Annotated in this window: 20 protein-coding genes; 7 read left to right on the top strand and 13 right to left on the bottom strand. The window is 52.7% G+C overall.

Going from position 1 to position 21,114, the window contains the following annotated elements:
• Positions 1–3: 3 nt before the first annotated feature.
• Positions 4–1,077 (bottom strand): catabolic alanine racemase DadX, encoded by a 1,074-nt coding sequence (gene dadX / locus ACUTQ5_RS07160; protein ID WP_445650672.1) that lies wholly within the window; start codon positions 1,075–1,077, stop codon positions 4–6.
• A gap of 72 nt (positions 1,078–1,149) precedes the next feature.
• Complete coding sequence (locus ACUTQ5_RS07155) at positions 1,150–2,454, bottom strand: D-amino acid dehydrogenase (RefSeq protein WP_445650671.1); 1,305 nt, start codon at positions 2,452–2,454, stop codon at positions 1,150–1,152.
• A 528-nt stretch (positions 2,455–2,982) separates the two neighbouring features.
• Here ACUTQ5_RS07155 and ACUTQ5_RS07150 point away from each other — a divergent pair.
• On the top strand, positions 2,983–4,518 hold the full coding sequence (locus ACUTQ5_RS07150) for a SpoVR family protein (RefSeq protein ID WP_153860174.1): 1,536 nt from the start codon (positions 2,983–2,985) through the stop codon (positions 4,516–4,518).
• Positions 4,519–4,742: 224 nt separating this feature from the next.
• On the opposite strand, the gene fadR is transcribed toward ACUTQ5_RS07150, so the two are convergent.
• Positions 4,743–5,462 carry a fatty acid metabolism transcriptional regulator FadR gene (gene fadR, locus ACUTQ5_RS07145; protein ID WP_012145472.1) on the bottom strand — a complete coding sequence of 240 codons (720 nt, stop codon included), beginning with the start codon at positions 5,460–5,462 and terminating at the stop codon, positions 4,743–4,745.
• 242 nt (positions 5,463–5,704) lie between these two features.
• Between fadR and nhaB the strand changes: the two genes are divergently transcribed.
• Positions 5,705–7,276: a sodium/proton antiporter NhaB gene (gene nhaB / locus ACUTQ5_RS07140; RefSeq protein WP_445650670.1), complete on the top strand. Its 1,572-nt coding sequence runs from the start codon at positions 5,705–5,707 to the stop codon at positions 7,274–7,276.
• A 124-nt stretch (positions 7,277–7,400) separates the two neighbouring features.
• Positions 7,401–7,931 carry a disulfide bond formation protein DsbB gene (gene dsbB, locus ACUTQ5_RS07135; protein WP_445650669.1) on the top strand — a complete coding sequence of 177 codons (531 nt, stop codon included), beginning with the start codon at positions 7,401–7,403 and terminating at the stop codon, positions 7,929–7,931.
• A 600-nt stretch (positions 7,932–8,531) separates the two neighbouring features.
• Here dsbB and ACUTQ5_RS07130 read toward each other — a convergent pair.
• The gene (locus tag ACUTQ5_RS07130; RefSeq protein WP_445650668.1) at positions 8,532–8,924 is read right to left on the bottom strand and encodes a hypothetical protein; all 393 of its coding nucleotides are present in this window, start codon (positions 8,922–8,924) and stop codon (positions 8,532–8,534) included.
• A 27-nt stretch (positions 8,925–8,951) separates the two neighbouring features.
• Entirely contained in the window at positions 8,952–9,398 is a 447-nt protein-coding gene (locus ACUTQ5_RS07125) for a YcgN family cysteine cluster protein (protein ID WP_261092079.1), read from the bottom strand.
• Positions 9,399–9,808: 410 nt separating this feature from the next.
• On the opposite strand from ACUTQ5_RS07125, the gene ACUTQ5_RS07120 reads away from it, so the two are divergent.
• Positions 9,809–10,057 (top strand): glycine zipper domain-containing protein, encoded by a 249-nt coding sequence (locus ACUTQ5_RS07120; protein ID WP_445650667.1) that lies wholly within the window; start codon positions 9,809–9,811, stop codon positions 10,055–10,057.
• A 235-nt stretch (positions 10,058–10,292) separates the two neighbouring features.
• Here the strand turns inward: ACUTQ5_RS07120 and ACUTQ5_RS07115 are convergent, their stop codons facing one another.
• From ACUTQ5_RS07115 to ACUTQ5_RS07105, 3 genes are all read right to left on the bottom strand, one after another.
• A complete protein-coding gene (locus ACUTQ5_RS07115) occupies positions 10,293–10,949 on the bottom strand; it encodes a fumarylacetoacetate hydrolase family protein (RefSeq protein ID WP_445650666.1) in 657 nt (218 codons plus the stop codon).
• 83 nt (positions 10,950–11,032) lie between these two features.
• Positions 11,033–12,010 carry a lytic murein transglycosylase gene (locus ACUTQ5_RS07110; protein ID WP_445650745.1) on the bottom strand — a complete coding sequence of 326 codons (978 nt, stop codon included), beginning with the start codon at positions 12,008–12,010 and terminating at the stop codon, positions 11,033–11,035.
• A gap of 132 nt (positions 12,011–12,142) precedes the next feature.
• On the bottom strand, positions 12,143–12,415 hold the full coding sequence (locus ACUTQ5_RS07105) for a YcgL domain-containing protein (RefSeq protein WP_012145479.1): 273 nt from the start codon (positions 12,413–12,415) through the stop codon (positions 12,143–12,145).
• A gap of 136 nt (positions 12,416–12,551) precedes the next feature.
• Here ACUTQ5_RS07105 and minC point away from each other — a divergent pair, with 136 nt between their 5' ends.
• Genes minC through minE form a run of 3 tightly spaced genes read left to right on the top strand, consistent with a single transcriptional unit; the run spans position 12,552 to position 14,364 of the window.
• Positions 12,552–13,253, top strand: a complete 702-nt coding sequence (gene minC, locus ACUTQ5_RS07100; protein WP_445650665.1) for a septum site-determining protein MinC — start codon at positions 12,552–12,554, stop codon at positions 13,251–13,253.
• A 25-nt stretch (positions 13,254–13,278) separates the two neighbouring features.
• Positions 13,279–14,091: a septum site-determining protein MinD gene (minD, locus tag ACUTQ5_RS07095; protein WP_135316866.1), complete on the top strand. Its 813-nt coding sequence runs from the start codon at positions 13,279–13,281 to the stop codon at positions 14,089–14,091.
• 3 nt (positions 14,092–14,094) lie between these two features.
• A complete protein-coding gene (gene minE, locus ACUTQ5_RS07090) occupies positions 14,095–14,364 on the top strand; it encodes a cell division topological specificity factor MinE (protein WP_012145482.1) in 270 nt (89 codons plus the stop codon).
• A 237-nt stretch (positions 14,365–14,601) separates the two neighbouring features.
• Here minE and rnd read toward each other — a convergent pair whose 3' ends face one another.
• The 5 genes from rnd to ACUTQ5_RS07065 all read right to left on the bottom strand — a co-directional run bounded on the left by rnd (position 14,602) and on the right by ACUTQ5_RS07065 (position 21,084).
• The gene (rnd, locus tag ACUTQ5_RS07085) at positions 14,602–15,723 is read right to left on the bottom strand and encodes a ribonuclease D (RefSeq protein ID WP_445650664.1); all 1,122 of its coding nucleotides are present in this window, start codon (positions 15,721–15,723) and stop codon (positions 14,602–14,604) included.
• An 89-nt stretch (positions 15,724–15,812) separates the two neighbouring features.
• Complete coding sequence (fadD, locus tag ACUTQ5_RS07080) at positions 15,813–17,501, bottom strand: long-chain-fatty-acid--CoA ligase FadD (RefSeq protein WP_445650663.1); 1,689 nt, start codon at positions 17,499–17,501, stop codon at positions 15,813–15,815.
• 205 nt (positions 17,502–17,706) lie between these two features.
• Positions 17,707–18,297, bottom strand: coding sequence for a Slp family lipoprotein (locus ACUTQ5_RS07075; RefSeq protein ID WP_445650662.1), 591 nt, complete (start codon positions 18,295–18,297; stop codon positions 17,707–17,709).
• A gap of 100 nt (positions 18,298–18,397) precedes the next feature.
• The gene (tsaB, locus tag ACUTQ5_RS07070; RefSeq protein ID WP_445650661.1) at positions 18,398–19,099 is read right to left on the bottom strand and encodes a tRNA (adenosine(37)-N6)-threonylcarbamoyltransferase complex dimerization subunit type 1 TsaB; all 702 of its coding nucleotides are present in this window, start codon (positions 19,097–19,099) and stop codon (positions 18,398–18,400) included.
• 80 nt (positions 19,100–19,179) lie between these two features.
• The gene (locus ACUTQ5_RS07065; RefSeq protein ID WP_445650660.1) at positions 19,180–21,084 is read right to left on the bottom strand and encodes an ATP-dependent DNA helicase; all 1,905 of its coding nucleotides are present in this window, start codon (positions 21,082–21,084) and stop codon (positions 19,180–19,182) included.
• Positions 21,085–21,114: the final 30 nt, after the last annotated feature.

Raw genomic sequence — 21,114 nt, 5'->3', positions numbered from 1 at the left:
GGCTTAGGCCTCGGTGATAATTGGCACTCTGGCGGCCAACGCCGTCAGTAATTCATAACCCAGCGTGCCTGCCGCGGCGGCGACATCGTCAACCGGCAGGCGTCGTCCCCACAGCTCCACCTCTGCCCCAATACCCGCATGCGGACAAGGCGTCAGATCGACCACCAGCATATCCATTGAAACCGTGCCTAGCGTTCGTGTCAGCACACCGTCCACCCAGACTGGCGTGCCGGTTTGCGCATGACGCGGATAGCCATCGGCATAACCACAGGCCACCACGCCGATGCGTTGTGCTCCCTCGGCTCGGTAACGCCAGCCATAACCCACCTGATCACCGGATTTCAGCGTTTGAATACCGATAATTTCGCTACTCAGCGTCATGGTAGGTTGCAGACCGCTATCTGCAATATCGCTCCACTGGCCGCTGGGCGAAGCACCATAGAGCACGATGCCCGGCCGCACCCAACTGCCGTGGGTTTGCGGATGCCACAAGGTGGCGGCAGAGTTGGCCAGGCAGCGCGGTGAAGTGATACCCGTCGCCGCCTGCTCAATGGCGGCCATTTGCGCATCGACGCCCTGTGCGCCGTCAGCGGTGGCGAAATGACTCATCAGCGTCAGGCTGGCTATGTTGCCGATCTCCTGGGCCTTCATCCAGGCTGCGTGAAAACGTTCCGGCGTAAACCCCAGACGATTCATGCCGCTGTTCACTTTCAGATAAACATCCAGCGGTGCCGACAGTTTGGCCTCGGCTATCGCCGCCAGTTGCCAGTCGCTGTGTACCGAGGTCGTCAAACGATAGCGGTCCAGCAGGGCCAAATCCTGTGGTTTGAAAAAACCTTCCAGCAGCAAAATCGGTCCTTGCCAGCCGGACTCACGCAGCAAAATGGCTTCGGCAAGATCCAGCAAGGCAAAACCATCGGTCTGCGCCATACTGCGCCAGACATGTTTGATACCGTGACCATAGGCATTGGCCTTGACCACCGACCAGACTTTGGCGGTGGGGGCGAAACGACGGACCACCTGCAGATTATTATCAAAAGCGCCAAGGTGTAACGTAGCGGAAATCGGGCGAGGCATGGGCACTCCTAGGGGCCGGCAAATGCGGTCACGGGCCAACGCCCGTGACAATAACATTATAAATTAGGGTTTTTAACGCGCAGGATGCACATCGTTCAAGGGGCCGGTGTAAAGGCTGCGAAATCCGGCGCTGTAACGTGCCACCCCCAGATCGTCTGAAGGAATGGCCGGAGTGATACCGGAAATCAAATCGGAAAGCAGTTGGCCGGAACCACAGGCCATTGTCCAGCCCAAGGTACCGTGGCCGGTATTCAGGAACAGATTTTTCAGCGAGGTCTTGCCGACAATCGGCGTGCCGTCCGGCGTCATCGGCCGCAAACCGGTCCAGAAGGTCGCGTCTTCTACCCGTCCACCGTTAGGGTAAAGATCGCGAACCACCATCTCCAACGTCTCTCTACGCTTTTGTTCAAGCTGAGTATTGAAACCCACGATTTCCGCCATGCCGCCGACGCGAATACGCTGATCAAAACGGGTAATGGCAATTTTGTAGGTTTCATCCAGCACGGTTGAGAACGGCGCGGCGGACTCATCGGTAATAGGAATGGTCAGCGAGTAGCCTTTCAGCGGATAGACAGGGATCGACACCAGATCGCGCAACAGCGCGGTGGAATAAGAACCAAAGGCCACCACATAGCTGTCGGCTTTGAAAATCTCCCCACCACACTGCACACCGCTGATCTTGTCCCCTTCCACCAACAGACGGTCGACGCTGCGGTTATACAGGAAGGTCACCCCGGCCTGCTGTGCCAGTTTGGCCAGTTGCTGGGTAAAGAGTTGGCAATCGCCGGTTTCATCGTTAGGCAGTTGCAGCCCACCGGTCAGCTTATGCGCCACCTGCGCCAGCGCAGGTTCAACGCTGGCCAACTGACTGGCTTCCAGCAGTTTGTAGGGCACGCCGGCATCTTCCAGCACCGCAATATCTTTGGACGCACTTTCAAACTGTTGCTGGGTACGGAACAGTTGCAGCGTCCCGCCCTGACGGCCTTCGTATTGGATGCCGGTTTCCTGGCGCAGCGCCTTGATACAGTCACGACTGTATTCCGCCAGCCGCACCATACGCCCTTTATTGGTCATGTAGTGTTCGGTATTGCAGTTTTTGAGCATCTGCCACATCCAGCTCAGTTGGAAGCTGCTGCCGTCCAGACGAACCGCCAAAGGTGCATGGCGCTGGAACATCCATTTGACCGCCTTCAAAGGCACACCAGGCGCAGCCCACGGAGCCGCATAGCCCGGAGAGATCTGACCTGCGTTCGCCGCGCTGGTTTCCATAGCCGGGCCGGGTTGACGATCGACAACCGTCACCTCATGCCCCGCTTTCGCCAAATACCAGGCGCTGGCAACACCCACCACTCCACTACCTAAAATTACCACTCGCATCGCTGACTCCAGCTTAAGGCTTCACAAAGCATAATCTTCTGCTCACAGGAAATTAACTCAGTGGAAAAATCCTTCCAACATCTTCGTCATCAAACGTGACAACATTCACAACTAATTTATCGTTCATGGCCGTCTCTTTTGCAATAGCTACCTATAAATAGCGATAAGATGCGGTGAAAGAAGGATTTCAGAGCGAAACACGGGCCGTTATGCAATCAATGATTGCATCAAGGCAAAGCCAAGAAAGCAACAAGGATTTAACAGAAGATAAAAATGAAACAGCGCCAGTGCAACAGAATAATAAACTAATAAATTACAACCTTACTGATATAACGCTTTGCCGGCGTGAGATTCTGTTCCAGCAGAAAAAACTCAGGGTTAAAGCTCCCCGGTAGCTATCCAGGGGGATCCCGGTGACAGATCGTTGAATTTTTAAGCTTTATATGATTATTACCTCTGCGCAGATTGAGCTACGATTGATACAGGGTCTGCCGTTCGAGCAAGGTCCGTAATAACGAGGGTGCGCTGATGACTACTTCAACACATGATAAGGTCAAGGAAGATAAACGTCTGAGCGATGGACCGGACTGGACGTTCGAGTTGCTACAGGTGTATCTGGAGCATATCGATCGCGTAGCCAAACATTACAAGCTCGACACCTACCCGCATCAGATCGAGGTCATTACCTCAGAGCAGATGATGGACGCTTATTCCAGCGTCGGCATGCCGATTAACTACACCCATTGGTCATTCGGTAAAAAGTTCATCGAGACCGAGCAGCGCTATAAGCATGGGCAGCAGGGCCTGGCCTATGAGATTGTGATCAACTCCAATCCCTGTATCGCCTACCTGATGGAAGAAAACACCATCACCATGCAGGCTTTGGTGATGGCGCACGCCTGCTATGGGCACAATTCCTTCTTCAAGAATAACTACCTGTTCCGCAGTTGGACCGACGCCAGTTCGATTGTCGATTACCTGCTATTCGCCCGCCACTACATCAGTCAGTGCGAAGAGCGCTACGGCGTTGAAGAAGTGGAGAAGCTACTCGACTCTTGCCATGCGTTGATGAACTACGGTGTGGACCGTTACAAACGGCCGCAGAAAATTTCACTGATCGAAGAAACAGCCCGGCAAAAAAGCCGCGAAGAGTACCTGCAAAGCCAGGTAAACACGCTGTGGAAGACCCTGCCACGGGTTGAACGTGAAGAGGCACCGGAGCAGGCGCGCCGCTATCCAAGCGAACCGCAGGAAAACATTCTCTACTTTATGGAAAAAAATGCGCCGCTGCTGGAACCCTGGCAGCGTGAGATTCTGCGTATTGTGCGCAAAGTGAGCCAGTATTTTTATCCGCAGAAACAAACCCAGGTAATGAACGAAGGCTGGGCGACATTCTGGCACTACACCATCCTCAATCATCTGTACGACGAGGGTCGGGTCACCGAACGTTTTATGCTGGAGTTTTTGCACAGCCATACCAACGTGGTGTATCAACCGCCTTACAACAGTCCTTATTACAACGGCATTAACCCTTACGCTCTGGGTTTTGCCATGTTCCAGGACATCAAGCGCATCTGCCAATCGCCGACGGAAGAAGATCGTTACTGGTTCCCGGACATCGCCGGTAAAGACTGGCTGGAAACACTTCACTTCGCCATGCGTGACTTCAAGGATGAAAGCTTTATCAGTCAGTTCCTGTCGCCGAAGATCATGCGTGATTTCCGGCTGTTCACCGTGCTGGACGACGATCGCAATAACTACCTGGAAATAGCCGCGATCCATGATGAAGCCGGTTACCGCGCAATCCGTCAGGAGCTGTCGGCGCAATATAATCTGAGCGATCACGAGCCGAACATACAGATCTGGAATGTAGATTTACGCGGCGACCGTTCATTAACATTGCGTTATATCCCGCAGGATCGCGCGCCGCTGGATAAAAGTCGGCGTGAAGTGCTGAAACACCTGCACCGTCTGTGGGGCTTCGATATTATTTTGGAGCAACAGAACGAAGACGGCAGCGTCGAGCTGCTGGAGCGTTGCCCACCGCGCCCAACACCGCTGTAAGACTCTACAATAACTAAAGGGGTGCCAAATGGCGCCCCTTCAGACTGATGACAAACCTCATTCCTGCCCAGAGCAAGTAGATGCCGATAAATAAAAATCAGGAAAATCAATTTATTGATTTTCGGCTGCTCACCATAAAACAGGAAAAACCACGCTTTTTCCTGTTTTGTCAGCAACCTAAAGGGGCGCCAAATGGCGCCCCTTTAGGTAATGTGGTGTTGAGATTAGCGACGGGCTTCGGTCAGATCGCTTGGCATAGTGCCTTGCATGCTTTGCCAAATGGCGCCGCTATCTTTACCGTAGTTACGCACGCAGTCCATTACCTGATCGTACGACTTCTCATGGCACAGCGTCGACAGCTTGCTATAGAAAGTCAGCGCCAGCTTGCGAGACTCCGGGTTTGAGAAGTAGTAACGGCCAACGCGGGTGTACAAGCCTTTCAGACCGTTAAAGATCAGGCCGTAAATCGGGTTGCCGGAAGCAAACGCCAGACCACGGAAAATTTCGTAGTCCAACAGGTTGAAAGCATCCGCCTGATCTTCCACCTGAGTGGCTTTCGCCAGCACTTCCTGAGCGGCCTCTGGATGGTTACGCACCGCTGCGCGAATAAAGATCGCCGCAATATTGGTGCGCACAGACAGCAGGTTGTCGATCAATTGTGGAACGCTCTGATGGTCGAGGCGTGCCACTGTCTCAAGAATATTGAGGCCTGATGTTTCCCAGAAATTATTTACTTTGGTCGGTTTGCCATGCTGAATGGTCAACCAGCCATCTCGGGCCAGGCGTTGTAAAACTTCACGTAACGTGGTGCGCGTAACACCAATCAGTTCTGAAAGCTCACGCTCCGCGGGCAAAATAGTGCCAGGAGGGAAGCGATTATTCCAGATACTCTCGATAATGTATTCTTCCGCGAAACCGGCAGGACTCTGCGCCTTTATGACCATGTGTTTGACGTTCCGTAGCGACGATAATCAGTAATAGTAGTCGGCTGATCATACCAGATCGCTATTGCATGACCTAGCGTGAGCGAAAAACATTGAACGAAACTGTGCATAAAGTGGCAAAAAACCTGCAAAAACACCGCTTAGAGAAATTTCTCATCGTAAAGTAAGCCCTTATTGCATCTGCCCCGGCGGCATTGTTAGGCTAGTATGAGACAACTTATTTTCAGGACGTGTAACACACAATGGAAACGACCTTACGCAGTGCCTTGGTGAAAAACTTCCTTGGGCAATCACCGGACTGGTACAAACTGGCCATTCTGATTTTCCTGGTGGTCAACCCACTGGTTTTCTTCCTGGTCGATCCGTTCATCGCGGGTTGGCTGTTTGTGGTTGAATTTATCTTTACCCTGGCAATGGCGCTAAAGTGTTACCCACTGCTGCCAGGCGGTCTGCTGGCCATTGAGTCGGTGCTGATTGGCATGACCAGTCCCGATAGAGTGGGTGAAGAAATTGCCCATAATCTGGAAGTACTGCTGTTGCTGATCTTTATGGTGGCGGGCATCTACTTTATGAAGCAGTTGCTGCTGTTCGTCTTCACCAAGCTACTGCTCAATATCCGCTCGAAAATGCTGCTTTCGTTGGCGTTCTGCTTTGCAGCGGCGCTATTGTCAGCCTTCCTCGATGCACTGACGGTAGTGGCGGTGGTCATCAGCGTCGCAACCGGCTTTTACTCTATCTATCACAACGTGGCTTCAAACCGTTCTGACGATAATGTCGACGTCGGTGATGACAGCAGCCTGGCCAGTGACGATCATAAACAGACGCTCGAGCAGTTCCGAGCCTTCCTGCGCAGCCTGCTGATGCATGCTGGCGTCGGTACCGCACTGGGCGGCGTAATGACCATGGTGGGTGAACCGCAGAACCTGATTATCGCCAAAAGCGCCGACTGGGGATTTGTTGACTTCTTCCTGCGTATGGCGCCGGTGACCCTGCCGGTGTTTGTGTGCGGTCTGCTGGTTTGCTTACTGCTCGAACGCTTCAGCGTCTTTGGCTACGGAGCAAAACTGCCGAAGCGCGTACGTGATGTGCTGACCGAATTTGACCGCCAGGCTACCGCCGGACGCAGTAAACAAGAACAGGTCAGATTGGTCATTCAGGCACTGATCGGCATTTGGCTTGTGGTGGCGCTGGCCTTTCATCTGGCGGAAGTGGGCCTGATTGGTCTGTCGGTCATTATCCTCGCCACTTCTCTGTGCGGCGTCACCGATGAACACGCCATCGGCAAGGCATTTCAGGAAGCGCTGCCTTTTACCGCGCTGCTGACGGTATTTTTCACCGTGGTGGCGGTGATTATTGAGCAACACCTGTTTACCCCGATTATTCAGTTTGTTCTGCAAGCGCAACCCTCTTCACAACTGGCGCTGTTTTATCTGTTTAATGGCCTGCTGTCTTCGGTATCTGACAACGTGTTCGTCGGTACGGTATACATCAATGAAGCGCGTGCTGCGTTTGAAAACGGTGCGATTTCCCTGAAGCAGTTCGAAATGCTGGCGGTCGCCATTAATACCGGCACCAATCTGCCGTCGGTCGCCACGCCGAATGGCCAGGCGGCTTTCCTGTTCCTGCTGACCTCTGCGCTGGCACCGCTGGTGCGTTTGTCTTACGGGCGGATGGTATGGATGGCTTTACCCTATACTGTGGTATTAACCCTTGTGGGTCTGCTGTGCGTCCAGTTTACCTTGGCACCCATGACTGACCTGCTGACCCAGTGGCATTGGCTGACGCTGCCATCGATTGAAGCCGCGGCTCACTGATCCTGTTAACCCACTCCGCTGTCAGCGACTATTTTTGTGCTGAATCAGGCTCAGGTAGCTGGCAGCAGAGTTGAATTGGTTTACACTGCCAGTTCAATTGCTTACTGCATGGAAGAATAAATATATGTTGCAATTCTTTAACCGCTGCTCGCAGGGGCGCGGTGCTTGGCTGCTGATGGCCCTGACTGCGCTGGTGCTGGAATTGGTTGCTCTCTATTTTCAGCACGTAATGCTGCTGCAACCCTGTGTGATGTGCATTTACGAACGCTGCGCGCTGTTTGGTATTCTTGGCGCCTCGCTGCTCGGTGCCATAGCACCGAAAACACCACTACGTTATGCCGCGATCCTGCTATGGATTTACAGCGCCTGGGAAGGCCTGCAATTGGCCTGGAAGCACACCATGATCCAACTGCATCCTTCACCGTTTAATACCTGTGATTTCTTTGTCAGTTTCCCATCCTGGCTGCCGCTGGATAAGTGGCTGCCAGCCGTGTTTCACGCATCAGGTGACTGTTCCGTGCGCCAATGGGAGTTCCTGACTCTGGAAATGCCACAGTGGTTGGTTGGGATCTTCACGGCCTATCTGATGTTCGCCATCATCGTATTGGCTGCGCAGTTTGTTCGTCCGCGTCGCCGTGACCTGTTTGGTCGTTAAGCATGCCCGAATAAAAAACGGCGCCTTAGGGCGCCATTTTTTATGGATTTGCGAATATTTTTCAGAGATATAGTTATATTAGGTGTGCGTAAGGTAGTAAACGAGCACTATCAGCGCCCCAGCCACGGCAAACAAACGTATCATTTTCATTATTTTACTCTCGTAACTTAGCGTGAGAACGGTCAAATTACCTAACCTTTTGTATAAAAAGAAGCATCCGGGCAACATTTGGCATGTAATTTACATAACATTAAGTTAGAGAGGAAAAAAGCCTTATTCGCGCGATGACAACCTCACTTTTCCAGTTTGGAATCGTACTATAGCCGAACGACTTATCTGCTCTCACTCGCCTTATACAAAAAAACTCATCATAGTGATGCATTATTGCATCGATATTTTGATGAAGTTTTACCGCGAAAACCTTATAGTATCCGCAAGTTAGTATTAACGATTTCCCTGGTGTTGTTGTGTGTCTTGCCCCTCTTCTTTGCAGGGGCTTTTTTCATTTAGCGTCCCTACCAGTGCTTGTTCAAACTAACAAGGGCCGGAAACTGCCACTACAAGTCTGATGGGGTTAAGACTATCACCTCAACCCAGCCACTAAAAACCCGCCGAAGCGGGTTCATTTTTTAGCTGTTCCAGCTTCAATTTCAAATCTGGAAGGTCGATGATCTCTTGTGATGACTTGGTTTTATACCTGTCGTCATATCTTGCAACTGCTGTTTGCGCTGAAAGCAGGTGTTTGATTATCCTGTCACCATAAATGCCGCTAAAACCATTGGGCTCATTCACATACAAGATATCACCATCAACTACAATGCTCCCTGTTCTAAGAATAGACTGGTCAGGGAATGTAATTTTATAGTGACCGTCAATCTGTCTGATTGTCAGTATACCATTGTGAATAAATTCCCTACTGTCATCTACTTTCCAATCTGCGGCACTTACCGTGTTGGCTAATAAAAGCAAAAAAAACAATGCAGGCTTCCTCATTCTTATCTCCCTATAAGAAGTTAACTCCTATCGCGCCCAATCTGGCTTATTCATTATGTGGTCCTGCCAGTCCACCACTTCACTTTCACGTACCGCAATATGCCGCACCGTAATGCGCTCACCGTGCATTGCCGCTTTGGAACCGCTAACCAGTGGGTGCCAGGAAAACAACGGTTTGCCTTCGCCAATCAGGCGATATGCGCAGGTCGGTGGCAGCCAGTCAAATGTCGTGAGGTTCTCACGTGTCAACTTGATGCAGTCCTCTTCCAGCTCAAATCGACGTTCATAGTTGCGGCACTGGCACGATTTAATATTCAGCTGGTCACAGGCTACGTTGGTGAAATAAATCTCGTCGGTATCTTCGTCGATCAGCTTATTCAGACAGCATTGCCCACAACCGTCGCACAAAGATTCCCACTCTTGTTCTGACATTTCTGCCAGCGTTTTTTGTTGCCAAAAAGGGGTTTGTGACATGTTCGCGTCCGGTATAGGTAAATGAATAGATAACCTGCGTACAGGTTTTGAGGGTGCACTATATAGATATCCCAGCCAAATGGAAAGGCTGAAAACACAATATAATCATAGCGATAACAACATATGCGCTTAAAAAAAATGCCATTTAAAACAACGGCATTCAACCTTCAGCACCGTAACTATAAGCCGACGGTGGTTTGCTTCCTGCGGATAAAAACACGGCTTTTATCGCTTAATTATACGTACAAATCACAAGCCTATCACCTTTTCGTTTTGCACCAGGATTATTGCCTGGCAACTCTGCAACTTACCGCTAAGATTCATCTTATAACGCACGATTTGCCGCCAAACACGACATAATCCTGCTATGTTTAATGTTCGCCTTTGATAACCGAGATAGGGAGCCGAGTATGTTTGGAAAAGCAGAAGACAAGGTCAATGAAGCTGCCGGTGCCGTTGAAGAAGCCTTTGGTAAGGCAACGGACGCACCGGATCATCAGGTTAAAGGCGCAGCCCGCAAATATGCCTCTCAGGCCAGCTACGCGGCTCGCGATGCGGCTGATACGGTGCGAACTCAGGTTGAATCCAACCCACTTGCCGGTGTGGCTATCGCCGCTGCCGTCGGGATTGTTTTCGGTTTCTTGCTGGGCCGTAAATAAGTACTTTGCCCACCCCTGACCGAAGAAAAAGACAAAAGGCCCCGAGGGGCCTTTCAGACTGATGACAAACCTCATTCCTGCCCAAAGCGAGTAGAGGCCGATAAATAAAAATCAGGAAAATCAATTTATTGATTTTCGGCTGCTCACCACAAAGCAGGAAAAACCACGCTTTTTCCTGCTTTGTCAGCAACCTAAAAGGCCCCGAGGGGCCTTTTTTAGTGGGTCTTGCCTGGCATTAAATCACGCGAGTCGTTAATGATTTACCGTTGAGCGTGATTTTCAGCATGTCGCCTGAGCTCATCGGGCCAACGCCTTGCGGAGTACCGGTAAGAATAATGTCTCCAGCGCGCAGCGTGAAGAAGCGGCTCATATAGCTGATCAGCGGCAGGATCGGGGTAATCATATCGCGAGTATTGCCCTGCTGACGCACCTGGTCATTGACCGTCAGTGTCAGCTCGGCATTTTGCGGATCGCCAAACTCTGCCACCGGAATAAAACCGGAGATAGGGCAGGAGCCGTCAAAACCCTTGGCTTTTTCCCAGGGCTGCCCCGCCTTCTTGAAACCCGCCTGCAGCTCACGCAGCGTCAAATCAAGCGCAACACCGTAACCGGCGATGGCTCGAGCTACCCGATCTTCATTAGCCTGTTTTAACGGCGTGCCGATCAACACCGCCAGTTCAACTTCATGATGTACCGAACCGAACTCTTTGGGGATCGCCACCGGCTGGCGGATATCGCACAGCGCCGTTTCAGGCTTGATAAACACTACCGGCTCTGCCGAGGTCGCACTCCCCATTTCCTTTATATGATCGGCGTAGTTACTGCCTACACAAACCACTTTGTTTACCGGAAAATCAAGTAATGAACCCTGCCAGTCTCTATGTTGATACATACCGCTTCTCCCTACAATCATGTCGGGGCTTAGCTTGCTAAACCCGTTATCCCACGCGCGGGTGGAGGTACTCTGGCCCTGACTTATTGCCCGATACCGTCAGCCATCATACCCACACCGATGGCAAAATAGTAAGAGCGATTCCAGTGCATGATCGTGCGAAAATTGTCATAAACCATGAACGCCCGGCCCTGCATGCCATCCGGCGTAATCACCCAACTGCGCAGGGTAGAATGCGGCAAAGGTGAACCATTTGCACGGCGCACGCCACGCTTTTGCCATTCATTGACGCTGTGGGCCTGGCTAACTTTCAGCCCCAGGTTCTCGCTGCTGAAACCGGCAGGCAGTATAACTTCCCTGCCCCAGCCCACGCCCGGTTGCCAACCTTCACGCGACAGATAACGGGCCGTAGAGGCAAACACATCGTCAACGTTGTTCCAGATATCAATACGGCCATCGCCATCACCATCCGCCGCATAGTTCAGGAATGAAGTCGGCATAAACTGGCACTGGCCCATCGCACCGGCCCAGGAGCCTTTCAATTGTTCGCGACTGACATGCCCCTGTTCGAGGATCTGCAGTGCTGCCATGAGCTGTTGGCTGAAGAAGGCTTCACGACGACCTTCAAACGCCAGTGTAGCCAGCGCAGATATCACATCCTCACGCCCCTGGATTTTGCCGAAGGCGCTTTCCATCCCCCACAGCGCCACCACATAACGCCCAGGAACACCGTAGTGAGCGGTAACGCGAGACAGCTGGGGTTGATATTGCCGGTAAAGAGCACGGCCCTGCGCGATTTTGGCCGGTGGCAATACGCGTTTTAGATAATCATCCAGAGTTATTTTCTTTTCCGGCTGATTGCGGTCTGCCTTGATCACTCGATCGACAAAATGCACGTTGGCAAAAGCACTGTCGACGATAGCCGGGCTAATGCCCTGCGCCAGCGCCTGACGTTTCAGTTGTTCAATATAGGCTGGGAACTGTGCCGGATCGCGACCGGTTTCAGCCAACGTGCTTTGTGCTGGCGCAGCAGTTGTGACTGGTGAAGCGACCTGTGCCATCAGTTGCGGACAGACGCCAGTTCCCAGTGCCAGCAGAGCCACTATCGCTGTCTTCGCCGACTCTCTCATCACCCAGCTCCTTTGTCAGTTTGGGGTTACTGATCCAGAGTAGCCCCTGCACACCAACGACGGTTATTTTTTGTCGTCAGACAAGTGCTGTTTTAATAAATTTTCCAGAGGCGGTGGAACCTGCAGATAAAACCCTTCTTCTTTCAGGGCCTCTTTCACTTTCTCAATATCTGCCGAGGCTAATTTCTCCCGTCCCTCAAGAGAAAGCACCATTGCCAATTGCGGCGTGCCGAAACTTTTCAGCAGATCTTCCGGTACTCGGGAGAAATCGTCTTTTTTTTCGACATAAAGATAAGTTTGATCGCGTTTCGAGCTTCTATAGATCACACAAAGCATGTTTTTAACTCTATTTAATTGGGGCAGCGTCTTGCCTGGATATAACTCTGACTATAACATGCTTATAGTACTTCGGAATATCGCACCCCGATTGGTATTCCGGGGATTTAAAGTTGCTGAGACTGAGTCAGGATAGATGTCACAATCGCCAATTGAGCTAAAAGGCAGCAGTTTTACCCTATCGGTTGTTCATTTGTATAATTCGGAACCCGAGGTAATACGTCAGGCGTTACAAGAAAAAGTCGAGCAAGCGCCCGCTTTTTTGAAAAATGCCCCTGTTGTTATCAACGTTGCAACGCTGAACGGCGACGCAAACTGGAAAGAACTTCAACAGGCTGTCACGGCAGCAGGGCTGCGCGTTGTGGGCATCAGCGGTTGCAGAGATGAGCGGCAAAAACGTGCAATAGCCCGTGCCGGGCTGCCGTTATTGAACGAAGGCAAAGGCCAGAAGATGGCTACCCCGGAATCGGCGCCCGCGTCAGCTCCGGCGGTGGATCCCAACGCCCCCGCCAAGACGCGCATCATTAGTACCCCTGTTCGTTCCGGCCAACAGATTTATGCCCGCAACAGCGATCTGATCGTGACCAGCAGCGTCAGCGCCGGCGCTGAATTAATTGCCGACGGCAATATTCACGTTTACGGCATGATGCGCGGTCGTGCGCTGGCTGGTGCTTCAGGTGATACACAGTGCCAGATTTTTTGCACGCACCTGGGTGCTGAGCTAGTCTCTATCGCAGGGCAGTACTGGTTGAGCGACCAAATCCCGTCCGACTATGTCGGGCAGGCAGTACGACTCAGCCTGTTGGATAACGCTTTAACCATACAACCTTTAAATTAAGCCCTTTTGACAAGGAATCCATTTCATGGCACGCATTATTGTTGTTACATCGGGTAAAGGGGGCGTTGGCAAGACCACTTCAAGCGCGGCCATCGCTACCGGCCTGGCCCAAAAAGGTAAGAAAACCGTGGTGATCGATTTTGATATCGGTCTGCGGAATCTTGACCTGATCATGGGCTGTGAACGCCGGGTTGTTTATGATTTCGTTAACGTCATTCAGGGTGACGCCACGCTGAACCAGGCGTTGATCAAAGACAAGCGCACCGATAACCTGTTTATCCTGCCAGCTTCGCAAACGCGCGATAAAGACGCGCTGACCCGTGAAGGCGTTGAAAAGATCCTCAACGATTTGGGCGAGATGGATTTTGACTTCGTGGTCTGTGACTCTCCTGCAGGTATCGAAACCGGCGCGCTGATGGCCCTGTACTTCGCAGATGAAGCCATCATCACCACCAACCCGGAAGTTTCCTCAGTACGTGACTCCGACCGTATCCTGGGCATTTTGTCGTCCAAATCCCGTCGCGCTGAAAGAGGCGAGTCGGCGATTAAGGAACACCTGCTACTGACTCGCTATAACCCGGGCCGCGTGAGCCGTGGCGATATGCTGAGCATGGAAGACGTCCTGGAAATCCTGCGCATTCCACTGGTCGGCGTTATCCCGGAAGACCAGTCCGTGCTGCGGGCCTCCAACCAGGGTGAACCGGTGATCCTTGATGCCGAATCAGACGCCGGCAAGGCCTATGATGACACCGTTAGCCGCTTGTTAGGGGAAGAACGCCCCTTCCGCTTCATTGAAGAAGAGAAGAAGGGTTTCCTGAAACGCCTTTTTGGGGGATAAACCATGGCATTACTAGACTTCTTTCTGTCCCGCAAAAAGCAGACAGCCAATATAGCCAAGGAACGGCTGCAGATTATCGTCGCGGAGCGTCGTCGGGGGGACAGTGAGCCCCCGTATCTGCCTGATTTGAAACGCGATATTCTGGCGGTAATTTGCAAATACATTCAAATCGACCCTGAAATGCTGCACGTGCAGTTTGAGCAGAAAGGGGACGATATTTCGGTGCTTGAACTCAACGTGACATTACCGGAATCGGAAGAAGTAACTAAATGAGTGTGACGCATTAATTACCCCCTGTGTATTTTATACAGGGGGTGACTGTATGCATAACCAGTTATTGAGATAAAAAAGACTTAATAAACGTTTTTATCCTTTGGGATTAATCTCAATTAATCTTGCGTCACGGTTGTTTAAAGTAAATGCTGCCGGTAAGAGTCTCTACTTCGATTATTTCTAATACATTATCAGAGCAGGGTTTCCTTACCCTACCCCAACGTTTTCACAGTCCGATTAATAATCCTTCAAAATATCCTGAAGTGGCGCCGCTAATAAATCACCGCGCCATCCGCTGACTAATTCTGGCAAATTGTCGCCAACCTTCAATTTCCAATGCCAGTTCAACAACTGGTTAATCTGCCGACGTGATGCCAGCAATTCGCTGCTCAACCCGCTTTTCTCACTGGCAATGACGATCGCCGCTTTGATTTCCTTAAACACTTTCTTATAACCCGGCTGGTCGATCAGGTTCGGTAACGGCTCCGGCAATGCCGATTCTTCCAGCTCGGCGGCCTCTGCCACCAGCGCCACCAGCGTTTTACCGTGATAACGAATTTCCGGGCCGCTCAGCCCCAGCGAATCCAGTTCACCCAACGAGGTTGGCATATGACGTGCTACCTGCCAGAGATTCTCCTCACGAACCACGAAGTTCACCGCCAGATCACGCTCACGTGCCTGACGCAGTCGCCATTCAGCCAGTTTCTGCAAGCAACCCAACTGGCGGGGGCGTAATTGCCAGGCGTTGGTAATTTCGCGGTAGGCCAACTCTGGCGCCAGCGTCTCGCTACGGCGTTGACACAACAGCAGGCATTCATTGCCGGCAGCCGCCGTCCAACCGGCCTCTTCCGTCTCCTGCACCAGCCGTTTGGCCATTGGCAACAGATAGAACACATCAGCAGCGGCGTAGACACACTGTTTTTCCGTCAGCGGACGCGCCAGCCAGTCGGTCCGGGCTTCGCTTTTGTCCAGCTCCACCTGCATGTACTCTGCCACCAGGGTTGCGAAGCCACAAGACATTGGTCGACCGGTAAAGGCCGCCAGGATCTGGGTGTCCACCATTGGCGTCGGTAGCGTTTTGAACGCGTTGAGGAATACTTCCAGATCCTCACTGCCGGCGTGCAGGAATTTCACCACCTGGGTGTTGCTTAGCAGCTCGATAAACGGCTGCCACTGCTTGATTGGCAAGGGGTCAATCAGGGAGAGTTGTTCACCATCGTATAACTGAATCAGGCCTAACTGCGGATAGTAAGTGCGCGTTCTGACAAATTCGGTGTCCAGCGCAATCTGGGCATGCTTTTTCGCCTGCTCGCAGACCTGCTGCAATCCGGCATCGGTAGTGATCAACTGATAGTTCAAAACGTCATTCTCTTGGTCGCTTTCATGATTCAAACACAACAACGCCGGCATTCACCGGCGTTGTTGATCTGTAAGGCGTAGATGATAGCCTAGGCGGCATCGGCCGCCACAGGTTTTTTCTGCTCATCACGCAGTTCTCGCCGCAAAATTTTACCGACGTTAGACTTCGGCAACTCGTCGCGGAACTCAACAATTTTAGGCACTTTATACCCGGTAAGCTGCCGACGACAATGGGTCAACAGCTCTTCTTTGGTCAAGGATTCGTCTTTCTTCACCACGCAGATCTTGACCGCTTCACCGGAGACGTCACTTGGCACGCCAATCGCCGCGCATTCCAACACTTTAGGGTGCTGACTGACCACATCTTCAATCTCGTTCGGATATACGTTGAAACCGGAAACCAGGATCATGTCTTTCTTACGATCGACGACGCGCACAAAGCCCATCTCGTCCACTGTAACTATATCGCCTGTCGCGAGCCAGCCATCTTTTAACACTTCATCAGTGGCATCCGGCCGCTGCCAGTAGCCTAACATAACTTGCGGCCCTTTAACCCACAGTTCACCCGGCTCGCCGACCGGCACATCATTACCATTATCATCCACCAGACGAATATCCGTCGACGGCACCGGCAAACCGATGCTGCCGCTGTAGTGTTTCAGATCATAAGGGTTGCCCGACACTAACGGTGCGCATTCCGTTAGGCCATATCCTTCCAGCAGGTGTTTACCGGTAGTTTTCTCCCACTTGTCCGCCACCGATTTCTGTACGGACATGCCACCGCCGACGGAAAAACGCAGCGTGGAGAAATCCAGCTTGTGGAAGTCCTCATTGTTCAATAACGCATTGAACAGGGTGTTCACCCCACTCATGGCGGTGAACGGGTATTTACCCAGTTCTTTGACCATTCCCGGAATATCACGCGGGTTGGTGATCAGCAAATTGCGCCCCCCCAGATCGATAAACAGCAGGCAGTTCACCGTCAACGCGAAAATGTGATACAGCGGCAACGCCGTCACCACCAGTTCCTGCCCTTCACGAAACAGCGGCAAATAGGCTGCTTTGGCTTGCTCCAGATTAGCCTGCATGTTGCGGTGCGTCAGCATCGCGCCTTTCGCCACACCGGTAGTGCCACCGGTATATTGCAGGAATGCCAGGTCAGAGTTGATGATATCGGGTTTGACATACTGCAACCGGCGTCCGCGTTGCAGTGCACTGCGGAAAGAAATAGCAGTCGGCAAATGGTATTTCGGCACCAACCGCTTAATGTATTTCACCACAAAGTTAACCAGCGTGCCTTTGGCGGCGGAGAGCTGGTCGCCCATTCGCGTCAGGATCACGTGCTTTACCTGGGTGTTGAACACCACTTTCTCTAAGGTGTGGGCGAAGTTGGAGACGATCACGATGGCGCTGGCACCGCTATCGTTCAATTGGTGCTCCAGTTCACGCGGCGTATACAGCGGGTTGACGTTGACCACCACCATACCGGCTCGCAAAATGCCAAACAACGCGATCGGATACTGCAACAGATTCGGCATCATCAGGGCAACGCGGTCACCCTTCTGCAGACCCAATTCATTTTGCAGGTAAGCGGCAAAAGCTCGACTGCGCTCTTCCAGCTTACGGTAGGTCATGACCTCACCCATGTTCATGAAAGCAGGTTGATCCGCGTAACGCTGAACCGCATTTTCAAACATTTCGACCAAAGATGAATAACGATCGGCGTCGATCTCTGCCGGAACATCTGCCGGGTAACGTTTTAACCAAACCTTATCCAAGGTATTACTCCTGAAATCATTATTCATTATCATCGCAGCCTCTAAACATGCAGCCAAACCATAACAATATTTTAACTCAGCAGACCAGTCTGAGTTTTAAACAATATTAAGGTTGCGATGTACGTCACTAATTGGCGCCGTTTCCCTGCGCCAAAAGAAAAGGCAGCCGTAGCCGCCCTATCAAAATTCTTAACTCTCGCGAACACTACTCGGTAACTATGGTTTGCACCTGCACCGGACCTGGATTGTACCACCCGTAGCCCACGCCCCAGCCAGGGCCCCAGGTACCGCTACGCCAGCCCCATGGGCCCATCGGTGCTGGTGGCATCATCACCTGTTGGCTAAGGTGCCAGCGTTTATAACCGGTGGCGTTCATGGTGACAAACTTGTACGCCGTCATGCCAATCTTGCCGTCTCTGACGCCGGTAATTGGCCCTACCACGGTAACCAACTGACCTTTGAAATCAACCGGCTCCAGGAAACCGTTAACCGAGGCCAGCAAACGTCCTCGTGAAGGCTCGCCCAAAATCGGTCGGGCACCGGAATCAAGCGGCACGGCGGCAATTTCCAGCACCGTACGCCCCTGTTCATTGGCAACATTCACCACGGTGCCGCCAAAACGGGCTTCTGCCCCCACAAACAGGTTCGGTGCATTTTGCACCGAGGACAACTGCTGCACCGGCGTTTCCGTGCTGCCTTTAATTGCATCGGGCACGGTAACACAGCCCGACAACGCAAACGCGCCACCGGCAATAGCCAGCAGCGCCATTTTTTTACTTACAGTGCGGGTTAGCATCGTCGCAATCTCCTGAAATAGCTGTAACTTTGACATCATTTCACCGAGCAAGTTGCAGTTCATTCATATGCCGATCGCCAGCAAAGCACAATAGGCCGCGCTATTCACGCCCCGGCAATTTTTTCCAGGTGACTTCGTTACGCAGGTAGGTCGGCTCGGCATTTTCTACCGCTACCGCCAGCCCCTGTTGCCAGGCATGCAACGCCAACGGCAGCATATCTTCCGCCTGCGGCAACAGCATTTGGCCATCGCTCAAGCTTAACGAGGAACCGGTGACCAGATCCGGATAGGTTTGCCAGCCGGTGCCAACATGCACCCAGTGCCCCTGCAGACCTTGCGCACGCGCCAGCGCCTGCGGGGGTGAAAGTACCGCTTCACCTTCGCTTTCCAGCCAATGCCCGTCTTGCTGACGCTCAAATTGGCCCCAGTAAACTTCACCCATGCGCGCATCTATCGCCGCCAGCACTCGATCTGCCCCGGTGACGCGCCAGGCACCTTGCGCCATAGTCTGCAACGTGGATATGCCCAATAACGGCAGGCCGGCTCCCAGTGCCAGACCCTGCGCGATACCTATGCCAATACGCACGCCGGTAAAACTCCCTGGCCCACGGCCAAAGGCCAGAGCATCGAGTTGATTAAGAATGACGCCGGATTCCGCCAACACTTGCTGCACCATAGGTAAAATGCGCTGCGTATGCTCACGTGGGCACAGTTCAAACAGGGCGTGGATTTCGCCTTGATTCCAGATGGCAACGGAACAGGCTTCCGTCGCTGTATCGATCGCTAAAATTCGCGTGGACATGCCAACCTCAGGCGGGAAAAAAACAGGGTTTTTCATACAGGGCGCGCATTGTAGCATAGCCCTGTGGTCACGCCTATCCGCTAGCGCTCCGCCTGCAGGAAGGCAATCGCCTGGGCGATATCACGGGTACGTGGCGTCGGCGGCAGGCTGTTGAGGAATACTTCGCCATAGGGCCGCATCACCAGGCGGTTATCACAGATCACCAACACACCGCGATCGTCGGTATCGCGGATCAAGCGCCCAACGCCCTGTTTCAGAGTGATGACCGCATCCGGCAATTGCACATCGTTAAAAGGATCACCACCGCGCAGCCGGCAATCTTCAATCCTCGCTTTCAACAAAGGATCGTCGGGCGAAGTAAACGGCAGCTTGTCGATAATCACGCACGACAGGGCGTCGCCGCGCACGTCAACCCCTTCCCAGAAACTGCTGGTCGCCACCAGCAGCGCGTTACCGGACTCAACAAATTGCGCCAACAGTAGGCCCTTACTGGTTTCCCCCTGCAACAACACCGGCAAGGTCATGGTTGCACGGAATTCTTCCGCCAATTCACGCATCATCTGGTGCGAGGTACAGAGGAAGAAACAGCGGCCATTATTGGCCTCAATCAATGGCCGCAGCATACGCGCCAATTGCCGGGCACCACCCGGCTGGTTCGGTGACGGCAAAAAGCGCGGCACGCACAGCAATGCCTGTTTCGCATAGTCGAACGGGCTGGCCAGCAGCAAGGTTTTGGCCTTGTTCAGGCCCAGACGATCGGTAAAATGCCCCATTTGCTCATTAACCGATAAGGTTGCCGAGGTAAAAATCCAACTGCCTGGTTTCTCATCCAACAGCTCACGGAAACGATCGGCCACCGTCAACGGCGTCAGCGCCAAAACAAAATGGCGTGAGTTGCACTCATACCAGTAACTGAAACCCGGTTCCGTCACCTCTTTCAAACGTTTGAGGCGCGCACGATAAAGCGTGGCGCGTTCGAAGGCGGCATCCAGCAAGGCTGAACGGCCGAGGGACAGCTTGACTACGTCGTAGCAGAGTTCGAGCGCATCATCGAGCAACAGCAAGGCGCGCTGCACATTAGGCTGGCTTAGTACCTCGCGCAGATTACCGCGAAAGCCTGGCTCTCCCAGCATTAAGCGGAAATCCTGGGTACTTTGACTGAGACGGTCGGCGCTTTTTTGAAGCTGCGCCGCGTCGCGCACTTCGGTGCGGTAAGCAATGGAAATGTCTTTGGCCAGATCCAGCAACTGGCGGCTGGTTAGCTGTTTGCCAAAATACTGGCTGGCGATGTCCGGGATCTGATGTGCTTCATCGAAGATCATCACATCGGCCTCGGGGATCAGTTCGGCAAAGCCGCCCTCTTTCACGACCATGTCGGCCAGGAACAGATGGTGGTTCACTACCACCACATCCGCATCCATAGCACGGCGACGGGCTTTGACCACAAAGCAATCTTTATACAGCGGGCAGTCGCTGCCCAGGCAGTTATCGTTGGTGCTGGTCACCAGCGGCCAGACGAAGCTGTCTTCTGCCACGTCGCTGCAGCTGCTGATGTCACCCTCTTTGGTCATTGATGACCATTTGCGCAGATGGACCAGGTCGATCAGCGCCTGTCCGGCCAGTTCACCACCGGCCATCGACTGCTGTTCCAGACGTTCCAGACACAGGTAGTTGGATCGCCCCTTCAACAGCGCCATCTTGCCTTTGTAGTTCAGCGCCTTGGCAACGGTGGGCAGATCGCGTGCATAAAGCTGATCCTGCAGCGCTTTAGAACCGGTGGAAATAATCACTTTGCGATCGGCCCGCAGTGCCGGTGCCAGGTAGGCGAAGGTTTTACCGGTGCCGGTGCCCGCTTCGACCACCAACTCCTGCTTGAAGTTAATGGCTTCGGTGACCGCTTCCGCCATCTGCCGCTGTGCTTCACGCGGTTTGAAACCCTTGATTGCCTGCGCCAGGGCGCCGTCTGTTGCGAAATCGTCTGTCACGCTATCTCTCTGCAGGAATTATTCAGCGTT

Source organism: Serratia sp. NA_112.1, assembly GCF_052691715.1.
Note: the sequence above shows the minus strand (reverse complement) of the source record. Positions and strands in the feature narration are given on the sequence as shown.

Bases quoted from the DNA above. Each gene is read 5' to 3' on its own strand.
- minD (WP_135316866.1), top strand. From the start codon at position 13,279: ATGGCACGCATTATTGTTGTTACATCGGGTAAAGGGGGCGTTGGCAAG.
- ACUTQ5_RS07125 (WP_261092079.1), bottom strand. From the start codon at position 9,398: ATGTCACAAACCCCTTTTTGGCAACAAAAAACGCTGGCAGAAATGTCA.
- nhaB (WP_445650670.1), top strand. From the start codon at position 5,705: ATGGAAACGACCTTACGCAGTGCCTTGGTGAAAAACTTCCTTGGGCAA.
- ACUTQ5_RS07105 (WP_012145479.1), bottom strand. From the start codon at position 12,415: ATGCTTTGTGTGATCTATAGAAGCTCGAAACGCGATCAAACTTATCTT.
- ACUTQ5_RS07110 (WP_445650745.1), bottom strand. From the start codon at position 12,010: ATGGCACAGGTCGCTTCACCAGTCACAACTGCTGCGCCAGCACAAAGC.
- minE (WP_012145482.1), top strand. From the start codon at position 14,095: ATGGCATTACTAGACTTCTTTCTGTCCCGCAAAAAGCAGACAGCCAAT.
- dadX (WP_445650672.1), bottom strand. From the start codon at position 1,077: ATGCCTCGCCCGATTTCCGCTACGTTACACCTTGGCGCTTTTGATAAT.
- tsaB (WP_445650661.1), bottom strand. From the start codon at position 19,099: ATGTCCACGCGAATTTTAGCGATCGATACAGCGACGGAAGCCTGTTCC.
- minC (WP_445650665.1), top strand. From the start codon at position 12,552: ATGTCACAATCGCCAATTGAGCTAAAAGGCAGCAGTTTTACCCTATCG.
- dsbB (WP_445650669.1), top strand. From the start codon at position 7,401: ATGTTGCAATTCTTTAACCGCTGCTCGCAGGGGCGCGGTGCTTGGCTG.
- ACUTQ5_RS07130 (WP_445650668.1), bottom strand. From the start codon at position 8,924: ATGAGGAAGCCTGCATTGTTTTTTTTGCTTTTATTAGCCAACACGGTA.
- ACUTQ5_RS07150 (WP_153860174.1), top strand. From the start codon at position 2,983: ATGACTACTTCAACACATGATAAGGTCAAGGAAGATAAACGTCTGAGC.
- ACUTQ5_RS07120 (WP_445650667.1), top strand. From the start codon at position 9,809: ATGTTTGGAAAAGCAGAAGACAAGGTCAATGAAGCTGCCGGTGCCGTT.
- ACUTQ5_RS07115 (WP_445650666.1), bottom strand. From the start codon at position 10,949: ATGTATCAACATAGAGACTGGCAGGGTTCATTACTTGATTTTCCGGTA.
- ACUTQ5_RS07155 (WP_445650671.1), bottom strand. From the start codon at position 2,454: ATGCGAGTGGTAATTTTAGGTAGTGGAGTGGTGGGTGTTGCCAGCGCC.
- fadR (WP_012145472.1), bottom strand. From the start codon at position 5,462: ATGGTCATAAAGGCGCAGAGTCCTGCCGGTTTCGCGGAAGAATACATT.
- ACUTQ5_RS07075 (WP_445650662.1), bottom strand. From the start codon at position 18,297: ATGCTAACCCGCACTGTAAGTAAAAAAATGGCGCTGCTGGCTATTGCC.